Annotated in this window: 7 protein-coding genes; 2 read left to right on the forward strand and 5 right to left on the reverse strand. The window is 67.2% G+C overall.

Translation table 11 applies throughout. The features are described from left to right. Positions 1 to 2 precede the first annotated feature (2 nt). The 3 genes from pe to PGN27_RS13040 are packed head-to-tail and all read right to left on the reverse strand — an operon-like array spanning position 3 to position 5,592. Positions 3 to 1,157 carry an acyltransferase PE gene (gene pe, locus PGN27_RS13030; protein ID WP_036463413.1) on the reverse strand — a complete coding sequence of 385 codons (1,155 nt, stop codon included), beginning with the start codon at positions 1,155 to 1,157 and terminating at the stop codon, positions 3 to 5. Further along, complete coding sequence (locus PGN27_RS13035; protein ID WP_030136838.1) at positions 1,154 to 4,129, reverse strand: MMPL/RND family transporter; 2,976 nt, start codon at positions 4,127 to 4,129, stop codon at positions 1,154 to 1,156. The genes pe and PGN27_RS13035 overlap by 4 nt, the downstream gene beginning before the upstream one ends. 41 nt (positions 4,130 to 4,170) lie before the next feature. Further along, positions 4,171 to 5,592, reverse strand: coding sequence for a condensation domain-containing protein (locus tag PGN27_RS13040; RefSeq protein WP_335326484.1), 1,422 nt, complete (start codon positions 5,590 to 5,592; stop codon positions 4,171 to 4,173). A gap of 304 nt (positions 5,593 to 5,896) precedes the next feature. Between PGN27_RS13040 and PGN27_RS13045 the strand changes: the two genes are divergently transcribed. Next, the gene (locus PGN27_RS13045) at positions 5,897 to 16,786 is read left to right on the forward strand and encodes an SDR family NAD(P)-dependent oxidoreductase (protein ID WP_335326485.1); all 10,890 of its coding nucleotides are present in this window, start codon (positions 5,897 to 5,899) and stop codon (positions 16,784 to 16,786) included. Positions 16,787 to 16,983: 197 nt separating this feature from the next. Here the strand turns inward: PGN27_RS13045 and PGN27_RS13050 are convergent, their stop codons facing one another. Next, the gene (locus PGN27_RS13050; RefSeq protein WP_335326486.1) at positions 16,984 to 18,063 is read right to left on the reverse strand and encodes an NAD(P)H-dependent amine dehydrogenase family protein; all 1,080 of its coding nucleotides are present in this window, start codon (positions 18,061 to 18,063) and stop codon (positions 16,984 to 16,986) included. 257 nt (positions 18,064 to 18,320) lie between these two features. On the opposite strand from PGN27_RS13050, the gene PGN27_RS13055 reads away from it, so the two are divergent. Next, on the forward strand, positions 18,321 to 20,156 hold the full coding sequence (locus tag PGN27_RS13055; RefSeq protein ID WP_335326487.1) for an acyl-CoA dehydrogenase: 1,836 nt from the start codon (positions 18,321 to 18,323) through the stop codon (positions 20,154 to 20,156). Between the two features lie 57 nt (positions 20,157 to 20,213). Here PGN27_RS13055 and PGN27_RS13060 read toward each other — a convergent pair whose 3' ends face one another. Beyond that, entirely contained in the window at positions 20,214 to 21,113 is a 900-nt protein-coding gene (locus PGN27_RS13060) for a type IV toxin-antitoxin system AbiEi family antitoxin (protein ID WP_335326488.1), read from the reverse strand. Between the last annotated feature and the right edge of the window lie 127 nt (positions 21,114 to 21,240).

Here is a 21,240-nt window from a genome sequence, read left to right on the forward strand (position 1 = left end):
CGCTAGGGCTTGGGCGGCGGCTGGTTGTTCAGGACGTACTGCAGCCCGGCCATCAACTGCGATACCGGATCGGCCCCGCCACCGAATGCGGCCTGGGTGGCCGGCGCGGTGACCTCGGCCGGGTCGTACCCGTTCACCGGATCGACGGTGATCGGCGCCGTCGCCGGATTGTCGTTGCGGGTGTAACCGGCATCGACATAGGGCTGCAGGACCTTGTCCAGCTCGATCAGGGTCTTCTGGTCGACGCCGAGATACTTGAACGGTAACACCAGCGGCAGGTGCTCCTCGGGGATCATGTACGTCGTCGTGCGCGCCCCGCGCGAGTTCACCGTGGTACGGATGTTTTGCGGCGGAACCATTTTCGGGTTGGTGAAGGCGACGGCGGTGTGGCCGGTCGCCAGACCGACGATGGCGTTGGCCACCGAGATCCAGTTGTCCGAGCGTTGTGGCCAGTCGGCGATGCTGTCATAGGCCGAGACGAACAGGTGGGTGTCGTACTGGCTCTCCACCTCGGGCGGCATCCGATAATCCAGCGACGGCACGACGCTGCCCACCGGGAAGTTCTGGCTCAGGAAGCTCTCACCGAAGGCGTGCTTGCCGACCGGGTTTCCATAGGTCGCGAACGCCAGCTGGTCCGGCGGCGGGGCGGTCGGGTCGTTGGCCAGCCTGATCTTGACGTCCTCAAGGACGGAGGCGCCCTCGGACAGGCCGATCGCCATGCCCGGGCCACCCTGGCGGATGGCGTTGACGAGGTTGGGTCCGCCGACATCGATGGACTCGCCGTAGCTCGGGCCGTCGATGCCCAGACCGGGGAACTGATCGTCCAGCCGCCCGATGCCGGGGAACAACCGCTCCAGGGTGTGGCCCTGGACCTGGCCGGCCGGGTAGTCGACGATCTGGCGCTTCAGGCCGGGGAACCACTCTGCGCCGGTGCGCATGATGTATTCGTCGTAGGGGATGCCGAGCACATGCGCACCGCCGAGCGCGTAGCCGCGACCCTCGATGGTGCGGGCGTTACCTGGACCTGCGGGGCCGGGCACCGCAGGGCTGGGAGCGGGCGGCGGCGGGGGTGGCTCGGCGGCCGCGATCCCGGCGGCCGACGGACCCGTCGCCGCGATCGTCAGGAGAGCGGTGGTCGCCGCGAGAAGTTTCCTCATGCGTTACCGCTCCCTCGTGCCGTGAGTCGAGATGGCCACCAGTTCGCCCGGCCGACCAACGTGGCCATGGCAGGCACGGTGACGGTCCGGACCAGGAAGGTGTCCAGCAGAATGCCGATGCCGATGACGAACCCGCCCTGCACCACAGTACCGATGCTGGAGAACAGCAGGCCCCACATCGACGCGGCGAAGATCAGACCGGCAGCGGTGATGACACCACCGGTCGAGCTGAGGGTGCGGATGATGCCGAATCTGCCCGCCGGGGCCTCGTCGCGCATCCGGGACACCAGCAGCAGGTTGTAGTCGGCTCCGACCGCCACCAACACCACGAACGCCAGTGGCGGCACCGACCAGTGCAGCTGCTGATCGAGGATCACCTGGAACAGCAGCACGCCGAGTCCCAGTGCGGCGAAGTACGAGATCACCACGGAACCAACCAGATACAGCGGCGCGATCAGCGCGCGCAGGAGCAGCATGAGGATGATCAGCACGACGATCACGGTGACGACCACGATGTAGCGGATGTCGCTCTGGTAGTAGTCACGGGTGTCGGCCAGTGCCACCGGGTATCCGCCCATCGACACCGAGGCGTCCGACAGCTCGGTGTTCGGCAGGGCGCCGCGCGCGGCGTCCTCGATGACCTTGACCTGATCCATCGCGGCCGGGCTGAACGGGTCGAGCTTGGTGAACACCAGATAGCGCGCCGTATGACCGTCCGGCGACACGTAGGCCTTGGTGGCCGCCTTGAAATCCTCCAGCTGCAGCACCTCGGGCGGGATGTTGAACCCCGACATCGCCGGCGAGTTGGCATTCTCCGCCATGGTCAGCAGGAACGCCGCGGCCTGGTCCAGCCCTGAGCGCATCAGCTGGATCTGGTCGACGATCTGGTCCACGCCGTCGGCAACCTGCCTGCTGCCGCTGGCCGAACGCTCGGCACCCTGCTGCAGCTGGGCCAGCGTCGCCTCGGCGCCGGCCGGGCTGTCCAGGCCCATCGCCTGCATGGCCTTGGTCAACCGGGTGAATGCGGTGCCGACCTGTTGCAGTGCGGCATTGAGGGACTGGCGATCCTGCAACGACTCCAACTGACCGGCCAGATCCTCGATCTCGTCCAACGTGCCATCGTTGCGTGCCGCGGCCAGCCGGGAGAGGTGGATGCGGGTCTGGCTGCACGAGACATCCAGATCGCAGACCACGTTGCCGTGCAGGGCTGCCAACACCGGAGGCACCCAGGCGAACATGTCCCTGGTCGCCATCAGGTTGACGCCCATGGAGTTGCCGAGTCGGTTGATGCTGGCCACCAGCTTGGCCGCCACATCGACGTTCTTGACCAGTTTGTCGCCACCGTACTGACCGCGCAGGGCGGCGAACGCGTCGACCATCTGCTTGAGACTGCCTGCGATATCGGTGATCTGCCCGCGGACATCGCCGAGGCTGCCTGCCAGGGTGTTCGCCCCACTGGAGAGCCGGTTGAGGTCCTTGGAGCCGTCGCTGATCATCTTGGCGCCATCGGCGAGCCGGGTACCGACGATGCCGGCCTGATAAGTGGCCCGGAACTCCGGCGGTACCGACCCCAACGGTCGGGTGATACCGGTGACCATCTGGATATCGGGCAGTTGGGTGATGCGCTCGGCGAGCTGCTCCAGATCCGCCAACGCGGCCGGGTTGCGCAAGTCCTTGTCAGAGTGGATCAGCACATAGGACGGGATCGACTGGTTGATGTCGAAGTGCTTCTCCAGCGCCGCGTAGCCCAGCGAACTCGGCTCCGAATCGGCCACGGACTTGCGGTCGTCATAGTTGAAGGTGGCGAAACCGGACAGCCCGGCCAGCAGGAGCAGCACCAGCAGGCTGCCCACCAGATGAGTCCACGGCCGCCGCACGATGCGCGTTCCCGAACGGCGCCACAACCGCGAGGTCAACTCCTTGCGGGGCGCGATCCAGCCCCGTGGGCCCACGAGTGTCAGCAACGCGGGAAGCAGCGTCATCGCGGCCAGATAGGCCACGAAGACACCGACGGCCGAGGACACGCCGACAGTCGAGAAGATGCCCATCTCGGCGAAGCTGATCGCCAGGAAGGTCAGGCCGACGGTGGCCGCCGAGGCCGTGATGACCTTGCCGACCGAACCGAGGGCCGCGCGGACCGCGTCGGTCGAGTCCTCACCCTTGCGTACGAAATCGTGATAGCGACTGATCAGGAAGACGGCGTAATCGGTGCCTGCGCCGAAGATGATGGCGCTGAGCAGGATCATCGCCTGGTTGGACACCCCGAGACCGGTCAGTTCGGACAGCCCGGCCACCGAGGACTGGGCGATCAGCAACGACATACCGATCCCGGCCAGTGGCAGCAGCATCGTCACCGGGTTGCGGTAGACGATGAGCAGCACCAGCAGCACCAGCACGGCGATGGCGATCTCGATGGGCAGCCGGTCGTTCTCGCCTGCGACGGTCAGATCCGCCACGGTCGCGGCCGGCCCCGCCAGGTGTACCTCCAGCGGGCCGCCCGCGGTGGTCTGCTCTATGAGGTCGGAGACCTGCTCGAACGACCGATACGACTGCGGGGTGCCCAGCGCTCCGGCCAAACCGACCGGCAGCACCCAGGACTTGTTGTCCTTGCTGGTCAAAGTCGAACGCAGAGCGGGTGTTCCGATGAATTCCTGCAGCATCACGACGTTGGCCTGGTCATCGCGCAGCGCGTCGACCAACTTGCGATACGTCGCCTCGTGCTCGGGACCGAGACCATCCTCGTCGGTCAGCACGACCAACAGCAGGTCGTCGGTGCCCGGCTCCTGGAATGCCTCCTCCATCTGGCGGGCGGCGATATTCGACGGCGCGTCACCCGGCAGCATGGACAGCGGATTGCGCTGCGCCATCTCGTTGAGACTCGGGACGGCCAGTGGCAATGCCACCGCAAGCGCCACCCAGATACCGATGACGGCCAGCGGCCACCGCACCACAAAACCGGCTAACCGACGCACACGTCCCCCACTACTGCCCCTCACCGAACCGGCACACCGGCTTAACCAAAACGACCCCAGTCACCGGTCTCCGCCACCTGCTCGATCACCGATTTCATCGTTGCGATGTACCGGGTGACCGACTTCTGGGCGACCTCGTTGTCCGGGAACATCACCGCCATTGCGGTGCCCGCGTCGTAGCGGAACACATACACCGTCAACTGATAGGAGAACCGGCCGTCGGAATAGATGCCGATGTTGTTCGAGTAGCCCATCTCGGCCGCCGCAAGAACGGCGTTCAGGGGCGCGGCACCACCGTGGAGGAAGTTCGACACCGGGAAGTTCGGTCGCGGATTGTCCAACCAGGGCGCCAGTTCAAGCACCCGGTAATACGGGACACGGGCCAGCTCGAGACCCGTATCGAAGGAGGTCTGTGCCGACCACGCGGCCTCGGCGAACGTCGTCGCGGCGATCGGCACGGTCAACGGCACCAGACCGGTGAACCAGCCCTGCGTCATGAAGTTGTCCGAGGTCCGCCGGGTGTCGCGCGGTGTCAGACCGTAATACGTTGCCGCGCCGGTCAGCTCATGTTCGACCATGGCTGTACAGGCGTACAGGCCACCCACGAACCGGACACCGGCGGCGACGCAGGCGGCGTCGAAACGGGCGGTCTGCTCGGCATCGAGCAGCATCTCCCCGACCATATCGGCGATCGTCGGCACCGACGGATCGCCCAGCGGCAGCGGGAACTCCGGCATGCTGTTGTTGTTGTTCTCGGCGAACTCGATCCAGGCCCGGACTTCGGGCGAGTCGACGGTCAGCGCGGCGGTACGTTCGCGTTCCTGTACGCAGAAGTCGTCGAAGTGACCGGCTTCTGGCAACGGCATGGGCTGACCGGTGGTGGTCAGCGAGGTGTACATGCCGTGCGCCTCGAGCATGGTGATACCGATCAGGGCGGCGTCCCCGTGGACATGGTCGATGCTGGCGTAGAAATCGAAATGATCCGCGCTCTGCACGATCCCGAACGAGAAGCACCCCCATTCCAGCGGCGACGGGATGTCCACGATGTGTTTGCGGGCGTCCTCGGTGGTGATCTCGCCGTGGACGACGGGTTCGAACTCGATATCGGCCGGGTCGGTGATGGTGTGGCGCACGATGTCGCCGGACCCGTCATAGGAGAACCAACTGCGGTAGGTGTCGTGCCTGCGCAGATAGGAGTTCAGGGCGTGGTTCATCGCGTCGATATCGCAGATGCCCGGGACCTCGCAGGTGGCGATGATCTGCCGGGAGTAGTCCAGCCCCTTGGCGGCCTGCTCGTAGACGCCCCGGATGTGCTGGCCCTGCATATAGCTGACCGGGACCGTGCTGACCGGCGCCTGGCGGGCCTTTGCCATCGCCGCGCTGGTCGGATGCCAGGACGTCACGACACCTGGGGCCGGCGTCCAATCATCGATCGTTCCGATCGTGATCTTCCCGATGTGCAACCTGGTCCCTCCGGGGTCTTTGCGTCGACGGTCAGCGGATGGGCAAAACCGAAGGCGACTTCACGATAGCGGCTGTCGGCACGCGGGGCCGCCCGGCAGGGGCCCTCGACGGCGGTCATGAAACCGCGTGCGATAGCACGGTACATGCAATACTGACCGCCGAGTAAGGTACCGGCGGTGAATGCCGGCAGATGAGCGGCAGTGATCGTTGCACAGGCAACCACGGCCACTGCGCGGGGTCTGGATCCTGGCACCCATATCTCATCATCCACAGTTCATCAGACCGAAGCGGGGAGTACACCTGATGGCCGAGATCGAGCACGCCGAGCCGACGCGATTCGCGATCATCGGCTACGCCGCCCGACTGCCCGGAGCGACCGATGCATCCGCGTATTGGGACGTCCTGCGCAGCGGCCGTGACGCGGTATCCCCGATCCCTGAGGACCGCTGGGACATCGACGAGTTCTTCGATGCCGACCCAGGGGCGCCCGGCAAGGTCGTCACCCGGCGCGCGGGTTTCGTCGACGACGTGACCGGGTTCGACGCACCGTTCTTCGGCGTGTCCGCCCGCGAGGCCCGCCTGATGGACCCGCAGCACCGGCTGCTGCTGGAGACCTCGTGGCGCGCGGTCGAGCATTCGGGCACCGCGCCAACGGCATTGGCCAACACCAAGACCGGCGTGTTCGTCGGGCTGTCCACGCACGACTACCTGGCCATGGCCTCCTCGGAACTGAACTACCCCGAGGTCGAGGCGTACCTGGCCATCGGCACCTCGGGCGCGGCCGGCGCCGGGCGGATCAGCTACCGGCTCGGTCTGCACGGCCCGGCCGTCACCGTCGACACCGCCTGCAGTTCTTCCCTGGTGGCCATCCACCAGGCCTGCCAGGCACTCCAATTGGGCGAGTGCGATATGGCGTTGGCCGGCGGCGCGAACGTGCTGTTGAGCCCGGCCACCATGATCACCTTCTCGCAATCACGCATGCTCGCACCGGACGGAAAGTGCAAGACGTTCGACGCGGCGGCCGACGGATATGTCCGTGGCGAGGGATGCGGCGTCATCGTGATCAAGCGTCTTGAGGACGCGGTGCGCGACGGTGACCGGATCCGCGCCGTGATCCGCGGTAGCGCTGTCAACCAGGACGGTGCCTCGGGCGGCCTGACCGTTCCCAACGGCGTCGCCCAGCAACGCGTCATCTCCGAGGCGCTGCACCGCGCCGGTGTGGCCCCCGGAGATATCGATTACCTGGAGGCGCACGGCACCGGCACGTCCCTCGGCGATCCCATCGAGGTCCAGGCCGCCGCGGCCGCTCTCGGCAAGGATCGCGATCAGCCGCTGCTCATCGGCTCGGCCAAGACCAACATCGGCCACCTGGAGGCCGCCGCCGGTATCGCCGGGGTGCTCAAGGTGGTCTTGGCGCTGGAGAACCAGGAGCTACCCAAGCACCTGAACTTCCAGCACCCGTCCCCGCACATCCCATGGGATCGCATCCCGGTCCGCGTCGTCGAGGAGGCGACCACCTGGCAGCGCTCGGACCGGCCGCGTCTGGCCGGCGTCAGCTCGTTCGGGTTCTCCGGCACCAACGCCCACGTCATCCTCGAGGAAGCGCCCGAAACCGTGCCGGCCAAGGTCGCCGCCGGCGATGACCGGCGGTTCATGGTGCTGCCGCTGTCGGCGCGCACACCCGCCGCACTGGTGCAGGCCGCCGAGGAGTACCGCACCTGGCTCGGCGAGCATCCCGAGGCCACCCTGGCCGATGTCTGCCTGACCGCCGGTGCCGCCCGGGCCCACCTCGAGCACCGGGCCGCACTGGTGGTCAACTCGTTGGAGTCGGCGCGCGACCTGCTCGGCGCGTTGGCCGACGACCGCCCCGCACCGGGTCTGGTGCGCGGTGACTGTGTCGACGCACCCAAGACCGCCTGGTTGTTCCCGGGCCAGGGCAGCCAGTACGCCGGAATGGCACGACAGCTCTTCGAGACCGAGCCGGTCTTCGCCGACACCATGACCCGCTGCGCGGATGCACTCGACATCCCGTTGCTCGATCTGATCTTCGACGCCCCCGAGGGTGACGCGACCATCCGATTGACGCAGTACGCCCAGCCCGCGATCTTCGCGGTCGAGATGGGCCTGGCCAGGCTGTGGGAATCCTGGGGCCTGGAGCCCGATATCGTGCTCGGCCACAGTGTCGGCCAGTATTCGGCGGCCTGTGTCGCCGGTGTCTTCAGCATGGAGGACGGCATCCGACTGCTCGCCGAACGCGGCCGACTCTTCGGTGAGCTGCCCGCCGGCGGCCGGATGGCAGCCATCTTCGCCGATCCCGATCGGGTCGAGCGACTCGTGGACGAGTATCCGAGCTTGTCGGTGGCCGCCTACAATGGCGCGAACACCGTGTTGTCCGGTCCTGCAACGGATCTGGAGAAGGCAATCGCCGGATTGGCCGACGCCGGGGTACGTTGCGACTGGCTGGACACCAGCCACGCCTTCCACTCCGCACTGCTGGACCCGGCGTTGGATGCGTTCGAGACGTTTGCCAATCAGTTCGAATACAAGGCGCCCCAACGTATTCTGGTGTGCAACCGGACGGGGGCCGCGCTCGGCCGAACCGCCAAGCTCGACGGCGCCTACTGGCGCAGGCACGCCAGGCAGCCGGTCGAATTCGCCAAGAGCGTGGCGACATTGGCCGAACTCGGGTGCGCGGTGCTGCTTGAGGTAGGCCCGCAACCTGTGCTGACGGCCGCCGCAATGCGCGCCTGGCCGGATCCGGCCCACACGCCCCGGGCGATCGCCTCGATGCGGCAGAACGGCGCCGATCATCGGCAGATCATCGACGCATTGGCGCAGGCGTACGTCGCCGGACACGTTCCCGATTTCGACGCCGTGGTGCACCGGCCTGCACACAAGCTGGACCTGCCCACCTATCCGTTCCAACACCGCCAGTACTGGTTCAAGGACAAGCAAGCCGACAAGGGCCGGACGGGTTGGACCGACGACGCTCCGCGCACCGAGGCCGTCCGGCTGCTCGAAGACGGCCGCATCGCCGAACTGGCCGCGCTGCTCGATGGCGCCGATGCCAATCAGACAACCATCGATGCCCTGAGCAAGCTTGCCGCACAGCACAATCGGCAGCGCGACGCGCAGTCGATCGCGGACGCCCGTTACGAGATCCGGTGGCAGCAGGGCGGCGCAGGATCGGCGTCCACTTCGGATGCAGCCTGGGTGCTCATCGGTGACGACAAGACGGCCATCGCCGGTCTGGTCGATGCCGTTGCGGCCCACGGCCACCGCCACCGGCTGCTGACGCTGCCGGTCTCCGATGCCGACGAGCAACGTCTGGTGACCGATCTGGTCGCGGCGGTGCAGGAAGAGCCGGATGTGCGCATCCTGCATGTCGCCGCTCTGGACTCCCACACCGCCCCGTCGATGCAGACCCTGTTGCGGATGCAGCACCGCGTCCTCGACGGGACCCAGCGGTTGTTCCGCGCGGCGGCCACTGCCGGCGTGCGCGCACCCATCTGGACCGTGTCACGACAGGCACAGCGGGTCACCGACGTCGACAAGGTGGCACCCGAGCAGACGCTGCTGTGGGGCTTCGGCCGGGCGGTCGCCCTGGAGTATCCCCAGGTGTGGGGCGGGCTCGCCGATGTGAGCGGCGACGTCCAGGAATGGGCGGAACTGATCCGCCAGATTCCCGGCCTACCCCGCGGTGAGGACCAGATCGTTCTCCGCGGTCGCCAGGTCTGGGTGCCGCGCCTGGTGCGGCGCACCGGTCAGCCCAACCCGAAGCCACTGGAATTGCGTTCCGAGGCAACCTATCTGATCACCGGTGGGCTGGGCTCGCTCGGCCTGGAGATCGCCGCGCATCTCGCCGCACACGGCGCCAAGCAGCTGGTCCTCACCAGCCGGCGCGCGCCGAACGAGGCTGCACAGAAACGCATTGCCGATATCACCGCCACACACGGCTGTGCCGTGCGCGTGATGACCGCCGATGTCGCCAACCCGCATGACATCGCCCACCTGATCGCGACGGTTCGCGCCGAATTGCCGGCGCTGGCCGGCATAGTGCACGCCGCAGGCGAGAACAGCACGACACCGCTGGCCACGCTGGAGGCCACCGAGCTGGACCGGGTGTTCGGCGGCAAGGTTTGGGGTGCTTGGTATCTGAGCGAGGCAGTCGAAGGTCTACCGCTGGATTTCTTCGTCTCCACATCGTCGATCTCGTCGGTCTGGGGCAGCTACGGCCAAAGCGCCTACGGCGCGGCCAACGCCTTCCTCGACGGCCTGACCTGGCGGCTGCGCGAGCAGGGCATCGCCGGCTACAGCGTGAATTTCGGTCCGTGGGCGGCCGGTATGGCCGACCCCCAGGCGCGCGCACAACTGGAACGCCGAGGGGTACGTACCCTGCCGCCGGCCGATGCGCTGGCCGGTCTGGCCGACGTATTGGTCGGGGCCAGTGTGCAATCCGTGCTCGCCCGCGTCGATTGGTCGAAGTTCCTCCCGGTGTACCTGCAGACCGGATCGCGTGCACTGCTGGCCGAGGTGGCCCGCGAAGTGCCCGACTCGGTGACCACGCCGGCACATACGTCGGGCGCCACCCCGCTGGTCGCTCAGCTCAGCACCGCACCGGTACAGCAACGTAAGAAGATCGTGCTGGAGTACCTGCGCAATGCGGTCGCCGAGGTGACGCAGGTCGATGCCGCCGACATCCGTGAGGAGGCCGGTTTCTTCGACCTCGGTATGGACTCACTCATGGCCGTGGAGCTGCGCCGCCGCTTGGAAGGAGCAGTGGGCCAAGAGCTTCCGGCGACGCTGGCGATGGATTACCCGCGCCTGTCCGATGTTGCCGATTACCTGCTCGGCGACGTGCTCAAGCTCAACGACCGATCGGCCGCCCGCACCGAGGCGCAGCCGGTCTCGCTGGCGTCGGCGGCCACCGACGAACCGATCGCGGTCATCGCCGTCGCCTGCCGGTTCCCCGGTGCACCGGACCCCGATGCGTACTGGGAGCTGCTCTCCGGCGGTGTCGATGCAATCCGGGAGATCCCCGAGGACCGTTTCGACGTCGACGAGTTCTACGACCCCGACCAGCAGACGCCCGGCAAGATCTACACCCGCAACGGCGGATACCTTGACAGCGTCGACACATTCGACCCCGAGTTCTTCGGTATCTCTCCCCGCGAAGCGATGTGGATCGACCCGCAGCAGCGGTTGATGCTCGAAATCGCATGGGAGGGCCTGGAGCGCGCCGGGTACGCCCCGTCGTCCCTGCGCGGCAGCCGAAGCGGCGTGTTCGTCGGCGTGGGAGCCAACGAGTACTCCCATCTGCTCTCGGGGAATTCGGTGGACAACCTCGAGGCCCACTTCATCACCGGTAACGCGCTGAACGCCATCGCCGGCCGCGTCGCGTTCACGCTCGGCCTGGAGGGCCCGGCCATGGCGGTGGACACCGCCTGCAGTTCATCGCTGGTCGCCGTCCACCAGGCCGCCCAGGCCCTGCATTCCGGTGACTGCGATCTGGCCCTGGCCGGCGGGGTTAACGTCCTGCTCAGCCCGGCCTCCATCGTCGCCGCATCGCAGGCGCGGATGCTGTCGCCCGACGGCCGCTGCAAGACCTTCGACGCCGCCGCCGACGGGTACGTCCGCAGTGAAGGCTGCGGTGTGCTTGTGCTCAAGCGACTCTCCGACGCCCAGCGCGATGGGGACCGGATCTGCGCGGTGATTCGCAGCAGCGCGGTCAACCAGGACGGCGCCTCCAGCGGTCTGACCGTCCCCAATGGTGGTGCCCAGCAACGTCTCATCGCCTCCGCTCTGGACCGCGCCGGCCTCGGCGGCGGTGACGTGGACTATCTGGAGGCGCACGGCACCGGCACGCCGCTCGGTGACCCGATCGAGGTGCAGGCGGCCGCGGCCGCGTACGGCCGCGGGCGTGACGCGCACCGACCACTGCTGATCGGTACCGCCAAGACCAATATCGGACACCTGGAATCCGCGGCGGGCGTCGCGGGCCTGATCAAGGTCGTGCTCTCGATGCAGCACGAGATGCTGCCGAAGACCCTGCATTTCAGCAATCCGTCACCGCACATCCCGTGGGACACCTTGCCGGTCAAGGTCGTCGACGAGGCGACCCCGTGGCAGACCAACGGTCGTCCGCGCCGCGCCGGGGTCAGCTCGTTCGGCTTCACCGGCACCAACGCCCACGTCCTGCTCGAAGAGGCACCGGTGACGCTGCCCGCCGAGCCGGCAGTCGAGCCCGAGACCCCGGCCAGGGAAACGCTTTCCGTGCTGCCGCTGTCGGCCCGTTCGGCGGCGGGGTTGACCGCGTTGGCACAGCAGTACGGGGGCTGGCTGGCCGCCAACCCCGATGCCGCGCTCGCCGATGTGGCCTTCACCGCGGGTGCGGGTCGCTCGCACTTCGAGCATCGTGCCGCGGTGGTCGCCAGTACCACCGCCGAGGCCAAGATGCTGCTGGAAGACCTGGTGGCCAACCGGTTGCGGCCGGGTGTCGTGCGCGGTGAGTGCACCGATCCCCCGACCACCGCCTGGTTCTTCCCGGGCCAGGGCAGCCAGTACCCCGGCATGGCGCGCGAACTCTTCGACACCGAGCCGGTTTTCGCCGATACCGTGCGCAGTTGCGCGCAGGCCGTCGACGGGATCCTGCCGCAGCCGCTGCTTGAGGTGCTGTTCGGCTCGGGCCGCGAGGCCGCCGAGACACTCAAGCACACCTCGTTCGCGCAGCCGGCGATCTTCGCCGTGGAGATGGGCCTGGCCCGGCTCTGGCAGTCCTGGGGTATCGAACCGGATGTGGTGCTCGGGCACAGTGTCGGCCAGTACGCGGCGGCCTGTGTCGCCGGGGTGTTCAGCCTCGAGGACGGTGCCCGGCTGATCGCCGAGCGTGGACGACTGTTCGGCAGTCTGCCCGCAGGTGGCCGGATGGTGGCGGTGTTCGCCGATCCCCAGTACGTCGAACGCGCCGCCGAGGCCTTCCCACGGGTGTCGGTCGGGGCCTACAACGGCCGCAACACGGTGTTGTCGGGCCCTGGCGAGGACCTGGAGCAGATCGTCGCCAACTGCAGCCAGGAGGGCGCCCGCTGCACCTGGCTGGAGACCAGCCATGCGTTCCACTCCGAACTGCTGGACCCGGTTCTCGACGAGTTCGAGTCGTTCGCCGCGCAGTTCGAGTATGCGGTGCCGTCTCGACCATTGGTCTGCAACCGGACCGGCGCGGTGCTCAGCGCAGAGACGCCGATCGATGCGCTGTACTGGCGGCGGCATTCCCGTCAGCCGGTGCAGTTCACCGAGAGTGTGCGCACGGTGGCCGGGTTGGGCTGCACGGTGCTGATGGAGATCGGGCCCCAGCCGATCCTGACCGCGGCCGCCCTGCAGTCGTGGCCGGAGTCTGCGGCCACGCCGCGGACCATCGTGTCACTGCGTAAGGGGGCCAACGCACAGCGTCAGGTCGCCGACGCGCTGGCCACCGCCTACATCAGCGGGCACCGGCCGGACTTCTCGGCGCGATTCCACAGCCCGGCCCACCGACTCGAGCTGCCGACCTACCCCTTCCAGCGGCGCCGCTACTGGCCCAAGGCCGCGGCGGTCCTGAGCTCGGGTGGCACGGCCGCGTCGGGGATCCTCGGCAGCCCGAAGGATCTGGCCTCCGGGGACACCGTCTACAGCAATGTGTTCTCGGTGAAGACCCAACCGTGGCTGGCCCATCACGTCATCTACGGGACCGTCGTGGTTCCCGGTGCCACCTATGCGTCGATGGCGTTGGCCGCAGCCGGTGCCCCGGCGCGGGTGACCGACGTCTACTTCTACGAGCCGATCATCCTGCCGGACAAGGCGGCCCGTGAGGTGCAGCTGACCCTGCGCACGGTGGAGGACGGCTGGAAGTTCCAGGTGCACTCCCGGCCGTACGGGGTGCGGGAGGCCGAATGGTCGCTCAACGCGGACGGCACGTTGACCTCCGGTGTCGAGATAGATCAGCCGGACGACACGATCGCCGCGCCCGACGAGGCGATCGAGCACATGAACAGGACCCGTCCGCAGGAACTGTTCGACATCTTCAACGATCTCGAACTGGCCTGGGGCCCGACGTGGTCCAGCTCGCTGCGCTCGCTGTGGGTGGGTGACGGTGAAGCCATCGGCGATGTGTCCGTCGGCGATGAACTCGCCGAGCATCTCGGCAGCGAACCGATCCACCCCGTGTTGCTCGATCTGTGCACCGGTGTCGCGTTCCCGTCGTTCCCGGCCGTACTGGCCGCCGAACAGGGCATCCATGATCTGTTCCTGCCGCTGCGATACGGGCAGGTGCAGCTGGCTGCCAAGATGCCGAGCCGGTTCTACTGCCGGGCTCGGTGGCATGAAGGTCCGCTCAATAGCGAAACACTGGTGTTCGACCTGGATTTCGTCGACCGTGACGGTCGCGTCCTGGGTGGTATCCGCGAGTTCACCGTCAAGCGCGCACCGCGTGAAGCCTTGTTGCGCGGCCTCGGTGGTGACTCGACCCGGTTGCTCTACACCCTCGGTTGGCATGAGGGCGCGGCACCGGAATCGGCCACCGAAGACACCGTGGGAACGTGGCTGATCGCCGGATTCGACGAGTTGGCCGCGCAACGGCCCGGTGCGGTCACCATCGATACGCCCACCGACCCGCAGGCCTGGCAGCAGGCCTTCGGCGGGGCCGCCGAGCGCGGGGCTGCCGTCACCGGGATCGTTTGGCGCAGCCGGACTTCAGCGCAATCCGGCGAGACGACCGCAGAGCTGGCCGTCCGGCTTGAGGCCGAGGTGAGCGCATTGCTCGCGGCCACCCAGACGGCGCTGGCCGAGCAGTCCAGCACCCTGGCGGGTGGTCTGTGGATCCTCACCGACGGCGCGGTAGCCACCGAACCCGGTGAGCCGGTCGATCCGGTGCAGTCCGCGCTCTGGGGATTCGGACGCACGTTGATCGCCGAGCAGCCGATGCTGCGGGTCCGGATGATCGACGGGGATCTCTCGGCGGACAGCTGGTTGCCCGCGGCGTTGGGCACCCCCGTCACCGAGCCGGAGATGGCCGTGCGGCAGGGCCGCTTCCTGGTGCCACGGCTGTTGCACTGGGCGCGTAACGGTTACCTGCCGATGCCGCGGTCGGAAGACTTCGTGCTCGCACCGACCGAGCGCGGGGCCATCGACAACCTGCGCCTGACCGAGAAGGACGTGACGGCACCCGAGCCCCACGAGGTGCAGGTCCGGATCGAGGCGGCCGGGCTGAACTTCCGTGACGTGCTCAACGTGCTCGGTCTGTACCCGGGAGATCCGGGGCCGATCGGTGGCGACCTGTGCGGCGTGATCACCGAGGTGGGCGAGGACGTCACCGAATTCGAGGTCGGGCAACGGGTGTTCGGCTCGATGCAGGGGGCCTTCTCCAGCCGGTTGAACGTGCCTGCGCAGCTGTTGGCGACCGTGCCCGACGGCATCAGCTCGGTCGATGCCGCGACCATTCCCGCGGCGGCTCTGACGGTGCGGCTGGCCTTCGACTGGGCGCAGATCAAGCCGGGTGACAAGGTGCTCATCCACGCTGCCAGTGGTGGCGTGGGCCTGGCGGCGGTGCAGATGGCCCGCCAGCACGGTGCGACGGTGTTCGCCACCGCGAGCACCTACAAGCGGGCGACGTTGCGGGCCATGGGTGTCGAGTATGTGTACGACTCGCGCACCGTCGATTTCGCCGACCAGATCCTGGCCGACACCGATGGTGCCGGCGTGGACGTGGTGCTCAACAGCCTGACCAACGACGGTTTCATCGAGGCGACGGTCCGGGCGACGGCACTGGGCGGGCGTTTCGCCGAGATCGCCAAGCGCGATATCTGGACCCCCGCCCAGATGGCCGCGGTGCGTCCGGATATCGACTACGAGATCATCGCGTTGGACGTGACGATGATGAGCGATCCCGACCACATCCAGCGTCTGATGTCCGAGGTCTCCGATGGTCTGGCCGATGGGGTGTGGACGCCGGTGCCCGCCGAGGTCTACCCGTTGACCGAGGCCAGGACCGCCTTCCGCCGCATGCAACAGGCGCGCCATATCGGCAAGATCGTCATCCAGATGCCCAAACCGCTGCAGCCTCAAGGTGATCGGACTTACCTGTTGACCGGCGGCCTGGGCGCGCTCGGTCTGCACACGGCTGGTTATCTCGCACAGCTCGGCGCCGGCGATATCGTGCTGACCAGTCGTCGCAGCCCCGATGCGGAGACCCAGCAGGCGATCGACGCCATCACCGAGCGCTACCACTGCCGGGTGCATGTCTTCTCGGCCGATATCGGCGACGAAGCCGAGGTGGCCGGGGTCCTGGAGCGCATTCGGCGGGAGCTGCCGCCGCTGGCCGGTGTCGCACATCTGGCCGGTGTGCTCGATGATGCGTTGCTGCCGGATCAGAATCTGGACCGGTTCCGAACAACCTTGGGCCCCAAGGCGTACGGCGCACACCACCTGCACCGACTCACCGCCGGCGAGGATCTGGACTTCTTCATCCTGTACTCCTCGGCCTCGGCGGTGCTCGGTTCGCCATCGCAGTCGAACTACGCAACCGCCAACGCGCTGCTCGATGGACTTGTCGCGCAGCGTCGCGCGGCCGGTTTGCCCGCCACCGCGGTGAACTTCGGCCCGTGGGGCCATGGCGGTATGGCCAGTTCACAGGCCGCGGTGGCCAACTTGAGCGCCCAGGGCATGATGCCGCTGGAGCCGTCGGCCGCGTTGGCTGCCCTCGGCGAGGCGATCCGACACGGCGTCGGGCAGTCCACGGTGCTCAAGGCGAACTGGCAGCGGACCGCCAAGATGCTCGGTGGTATCCGTCCGCCACTGCTGGATCAGGTTCTGCCGAGCGGTGATTCGACAGGTGGCGGCGACAGCGAGTTGCTCCAGCAGCTCCAGGAGCTTCCGGTGGCAGCGCGTGCGGGATTCGTCACCGAATTCCTGCAGCGCGAGGTGCAAGGCTTCCTGCGCCTGGCGCAGCCGCCGGCGGCCACCAGCCGATTCCTGGATCTGGGCACCGACTCGCTGATGGCGGTCGAGCTGCGCAACCGGTTGTTCGGGCAGTTCGGCGGCAAGTTCGACATCAGCCCGACGGCGGTGTTCGACTATCCGACGATCGGTGAGCTCGGTGAGCATCTGGTCTCGCAGCTGCCCGATGCCGAGGCTCCTGCCGAGTCCGAGGCCAAAGCCGGCTGAGGTGCGGGCGCAGCGGGGTTCGGCTCGGGTGTGCCGACCTGAGCCTCGCTGCGCATCGCGACGTACCCGATGTCAGCCGCCGAACAGGCGGACCCGTCCCGGCTGCAAGCAGGTAGGTAGGAAGACCAATTCACCTACCCGGGTGCAGCCACGACACCGGTGGTGGCGTTCTGGCTGAACGGAGGTATGAGATCCGGTCAGGTCCAACGCGCGGCTTCGGCCTCCGGTGCCAGCGCCGAGCGCAGCGGCACCTGGAGGCCGTCGTAGATCCCCGGCTTCTGCTCGACCAGCCAGTTCAGGGCACCGAGTAGCCGGTTGGCCGCGGTGGTGTTGCCGCCGTCGGCGCGGGTTCCGCCGGGCACGTCGGCCCTGGTCGTGATGGTCAACTGCGGGTCGCCATCCACGATGACACGGTGATCACCCACCCCTTCGTCGGGTTGCGGCCATTCCGGCGCGCAACTGGGATGGATCCGGGTGATGTGCTCGATGATGACCCGCTGCCTGCCTTGTGACCAACCGATCACCTTGAGGAAGAAGGCTCCCTGCGTGCCCTTCTCGAACGGGCCCATGACGGTGTCGACGGTCTGCTCCAGCGGCAGGCGTTCGACCTCCTCGGTGATCTCGTCGATCTCGATGCCCAGGCCGCGCCCGATCAACCGGACATTGCCGCCCCACACCATCGTGGGAATGCTCGGCAACAGCATCATCGGGGTGTCCTCCATCGATCCGCCGAAACCACAGGACACCTTCACGGCGAACGGCTGGTTGTAGGTCGAGTAGTCGAAGATCTCCTGGCAGGTGATCGTGTTGATACGGGTGCACAAGCCGGCCGCGGTGACCGCCAGCGCGTCATTGCCCCAGCCCGGATCGACACCGCTGACAAGCAGGGTGGCCCCGCCCTCCTCCGCGGCGGAGGTCAACCGCTGCACCCACTCCGACGGCGCCGAGGCGGGGTCGTAGAGCGAGTACAGCGACGGTGTGACGACGTGCTTTCCGGCCCGTAGGCATCGTTCGATATCGGCGATGGCCTCCTCGGGTCGGATGTCACCGGAGGCCATGTAGGCGACCGCGTCGGCGTCGACGAGCGCGGCGTCGACATCGGTGCCTGCCCGGATACCGGTCGGATTCGGCAGACCGGCGAACTCGGCGGCATCCCGGCCCGCCTTCTCGGCGTTGGAGGTGAGGACACCGGCCAGTTCCAGACCGGGGAAGGCGACCGTCGAGCGGATCGCCGTCGAGCCCATGTTTCCCGTTCCCCAGACCACCACACGCCTCATGCGCCTCACCTTAGAGGTTTGTTGGGGGCCTTCGTGGCGAGCATCACAATCGGACCGAAATCCCAGCTCAGGGCCAGTGCAGACGGCGTCCAGTCAGCCCAATCAACCACCGGGTTGGTTCGCTGGCGAAAATTTGCTCGCCACCCCTTTGAGATGTGGTTACCGAGCGGTATAGTTTCAAGCAGTTACTGGTGGGTAACTTAGCGCAGTCCGCACGAGAACCCAACCGACAGCTTCGATCTCACCGAGGAGAAACCGTGAGCCATTACAAGAGCAACGTCCGTGACCAGGTCTTTACCTTGTTCGATGTGCTCGGTCTCGACAAGGCGCTCGGCGAGGGCTCGTTCGCCGAGCTCGATGCCGACACCGCCCGCGAGATGATCAACGAGATGGCCCGACTGGCCGAGGGCCCGATCGCCGAGTCGTTCGCCGACGGCGACCGCAACCCGCCGGTCTTCGATCCCGCCACCCACACGGTGAAGCTTCCCGAGTCGTTCAAGAAGTCGGTCAACGCGACCATCGAAGGTGGCTGGAACAAGGTCGCCCTCGACGAGGAGCTCGGCGGGATGCCCGCCCCCAAGGCTCTGCTGTGGGCCCTCAACGAGCACATCCTCGGCGCCAACCCGGCCGTGTGGATGTACGGCGGCGGCGCCGGCTTCGCGCAGATCTTCGCGCACAACGGCACCGAAGAGCAGAAGAAGTGGGCGGCCATCGCCGCGGAGAACAACTGGGGCGCCACCATGGTGCTGACCGAGCCCGACGCGGGTTCGGACGTCGGCGCCGGCCGCACCAAGGCCACCCAGCAGGAGGACGGCTCCTGGCACATCGACGGCGTGAAGCGCTTCATCACCTCCGCCGACGCCGATGACCTTTTCCCGAACATCGCGCACCTGGTGCTGGCCCGCCCCGAGGGCGCAGGCCCCGGCACCAAGGGTCTTTCGCTGTTCTTCGTACCCAAGTTCCTCTTCGACTTCGAAACCGGCGAGCTCGGTGAGCGCAACGGGGTGTTCGTCACCAACGTCGAGCACAAGATGGGCCTGAAGGTCTCGGCCACCTGTGAGCTGACCTTCGGTCAGCACGGCGTCCCGGCCAAGGGCTGGCTCGTCGGCGAGGTGCACAACGGCATCGCGCAGATGTTCGACGTCATCGAGCAGGCCCGAATGATGGTGGGAACCAAGGCCATCGCCACCCTGTCGACCGGCTACCTCAACGCTCTGGAGTACGCCAAGGAGCGTGTGCAGGGCGCCGACCTGACCCAGATGACCGACAAGACCGCGCCGCGCGTGACGATCACCCACCACCCGGACGTCCGTCGCTCGCTGATGACCCAGAAGGCCTACGCCGAGGGCATGCGCGCGCTGTACATGTACACCGCCACCTTCCAGGACGCCGAGGTCGCCAAGGCACTGCACGATGTCGACGCCGACCTCGCGGTGCGCGTCAACGACCTGCTGCTCCCGGTGGTCAAGGGCTTCGGCTCCGAGACCGCGTACCGGTACCTGACCGAGTCGCTGCAGACCCTCGGCGGTTCGGGCTTCCTGCAGGACTACCCGATCGAGCAGTACATCCGCGACGCCAAGATCGACTCGCTGTACGAAGGCACCACCGCCATCCAGGCGCAGGACTTCTTCTTCCGCAAGATCGTTCGCGACAAGGGACAGGCCCTGGCCTACGTCTCCGGCCAGATCGACACCTTCGTCAAGAACGAGACCGGCAATGGCCGCCTCAAGGCCGAGCGCGCGCTGCTGGCCACCGCGTTGGAGGACGTGCAGGGCATGGCCGCCACGCTGACCGGTTATCTGATGGCCTCGCAGGAAGATCAGACCGCCATCTACAAGGTCGGCCTGGGCTCGGTGCGCTTCCTGATGAGCGTCGGCGACCTGATCATCGGCTGGCTGCTGCAGCGTGAGGCCGTTGTCGCGATCGAGAAGCTCGACGAGGGCGCCACCGGTGCGGACAAGGCCTTCTACGAGGGCAAGATCGCGGCCGCCTCGTTCTTTGCCAAGAACTTCCTGCCGCTGCTGACCAGCACCCGCACGGTGCTCGACGCACTCGACAACGAAGTGATGGAGCTGGACGAAGCGTCCTTCTGATTCTCCTGACCAAGAGCCCCCGGCGAATTCGCCGGGGGCTCTTGCGTTTCCGAGGGCTCATGCCTGCCGCGAGCGTGCAGTCAGATCGTCAGGTAGGCCCTTGGCGCGCTCTGGATGCACGCTCGCGTTCCAAGCGGTTGCCATTCGGCGCAGGATGTCAGGTTCGACGTGGCGTTTGGACACCCGTAGCCGCCGCCACCGGAGTTCGTCCAGATCCTCCGAACGGAGGATGTCCTTCGCGAATTGGACCGGGTCAGTCCGGTGATGGTCGCCGTCGTACTCGGCAGCCAGTTTCAAGTCCTCCCAACCCATGTCGAGGTAGTACTTTCGCCGACCGTCCGCGCTGACCACGGGGATCTGTGTACGAGGGCGTGGATAACCGGCGCGAATCAGCAACAGCCGCAACCACGTTTCGCGTGGCGACTCGGCGCCCGGGTCGTACAGGTCGAGCGCTTTGACCAATTGCCGGGCACCCCGCGCGCCACTGTGCCTCGTGTGCACCAGTTCCAGGACTTCGGCCGGGTCGAATCCCGTCGCATTACCGAGTGCGTCCAACCGGGCAACCGCACCGTCCAGCGGAGGCCGTCGTCCGAGATCGAAGGCCGTCCGCTCCGGCGTGGTGATCGCAAGGGCGCCACGGTGCATCACCTCGGAGGCGGCGAGCTGTCCTTTGTGCGTGACGATCCCCGCGGGTGGACGGCGATTCGGTGAGAACACCTCGATCTGGTGCAGATCCGGTACCCAGCGTGCGCGATGCAGCGCCGCGGCCGTCAACCCGCCGATCGTCGCGTTCCGACCCGACCACAGCCAGGCTGCGTAGGCGCGCTCCCACACAGTCGGATGCTGGTCACGGTCGATATACACATCCGGATACAACGCGGTGAATCTGCTGCGCAACTCGTGTTTGCGTAGTACGCCCGATGAGATCGCCTCACTGCCGACGAACGGAATGGCCATGCCTGAGGATGCCGCGTCGCCGGCTGACACCGAAACCCCGAAGGGCGCATCTGTGGATGGATCCGCGACTGTGCACACAGATCGCGCAGGATCACGATCGCGCGCTCTGGATGCACGCTCGCGTTCC

This window comes from Mycolicibacterium neoaurum, assembly GCF_036946495.1.
GTDB lineage: Bacteria > Actinomycetota > Actinomycetes > Mycobacteriales > Mycobacteriaceae > Mycobacterium > Mycobacterium neoaurum_B.

Coding starts and splice junctions, on each gene's coding strand:
- pe (WP_036463413.1), bottom strand. CDS start 1,157: ATGAGGAAACTTCTCGCGGCGACCACCGCTCTCCTGACGATCGCGGCG.
- PGN27_RS13060 (WP_335326488.1), bottom strand. CDS start 21,113: ATGGCCATTCCGTTCGTCGGCAGTGAGGCGATCTCATCGGGCGTACTA.
- PGN27_RS13045 (WP_335326485.1), top strand. CDS start 5,897: ATGGCCGAGATCGAGCACGCCGAGCCGACGCGATTCGCGATCATCGGC.
- PGN27_RS13050 (WP_335326486.1), bottom strand. CDS start 18,063: ATGAGGCGTGTGGTGGTCTGGGGAACGGGAAACATGGGCTCGACGGCG.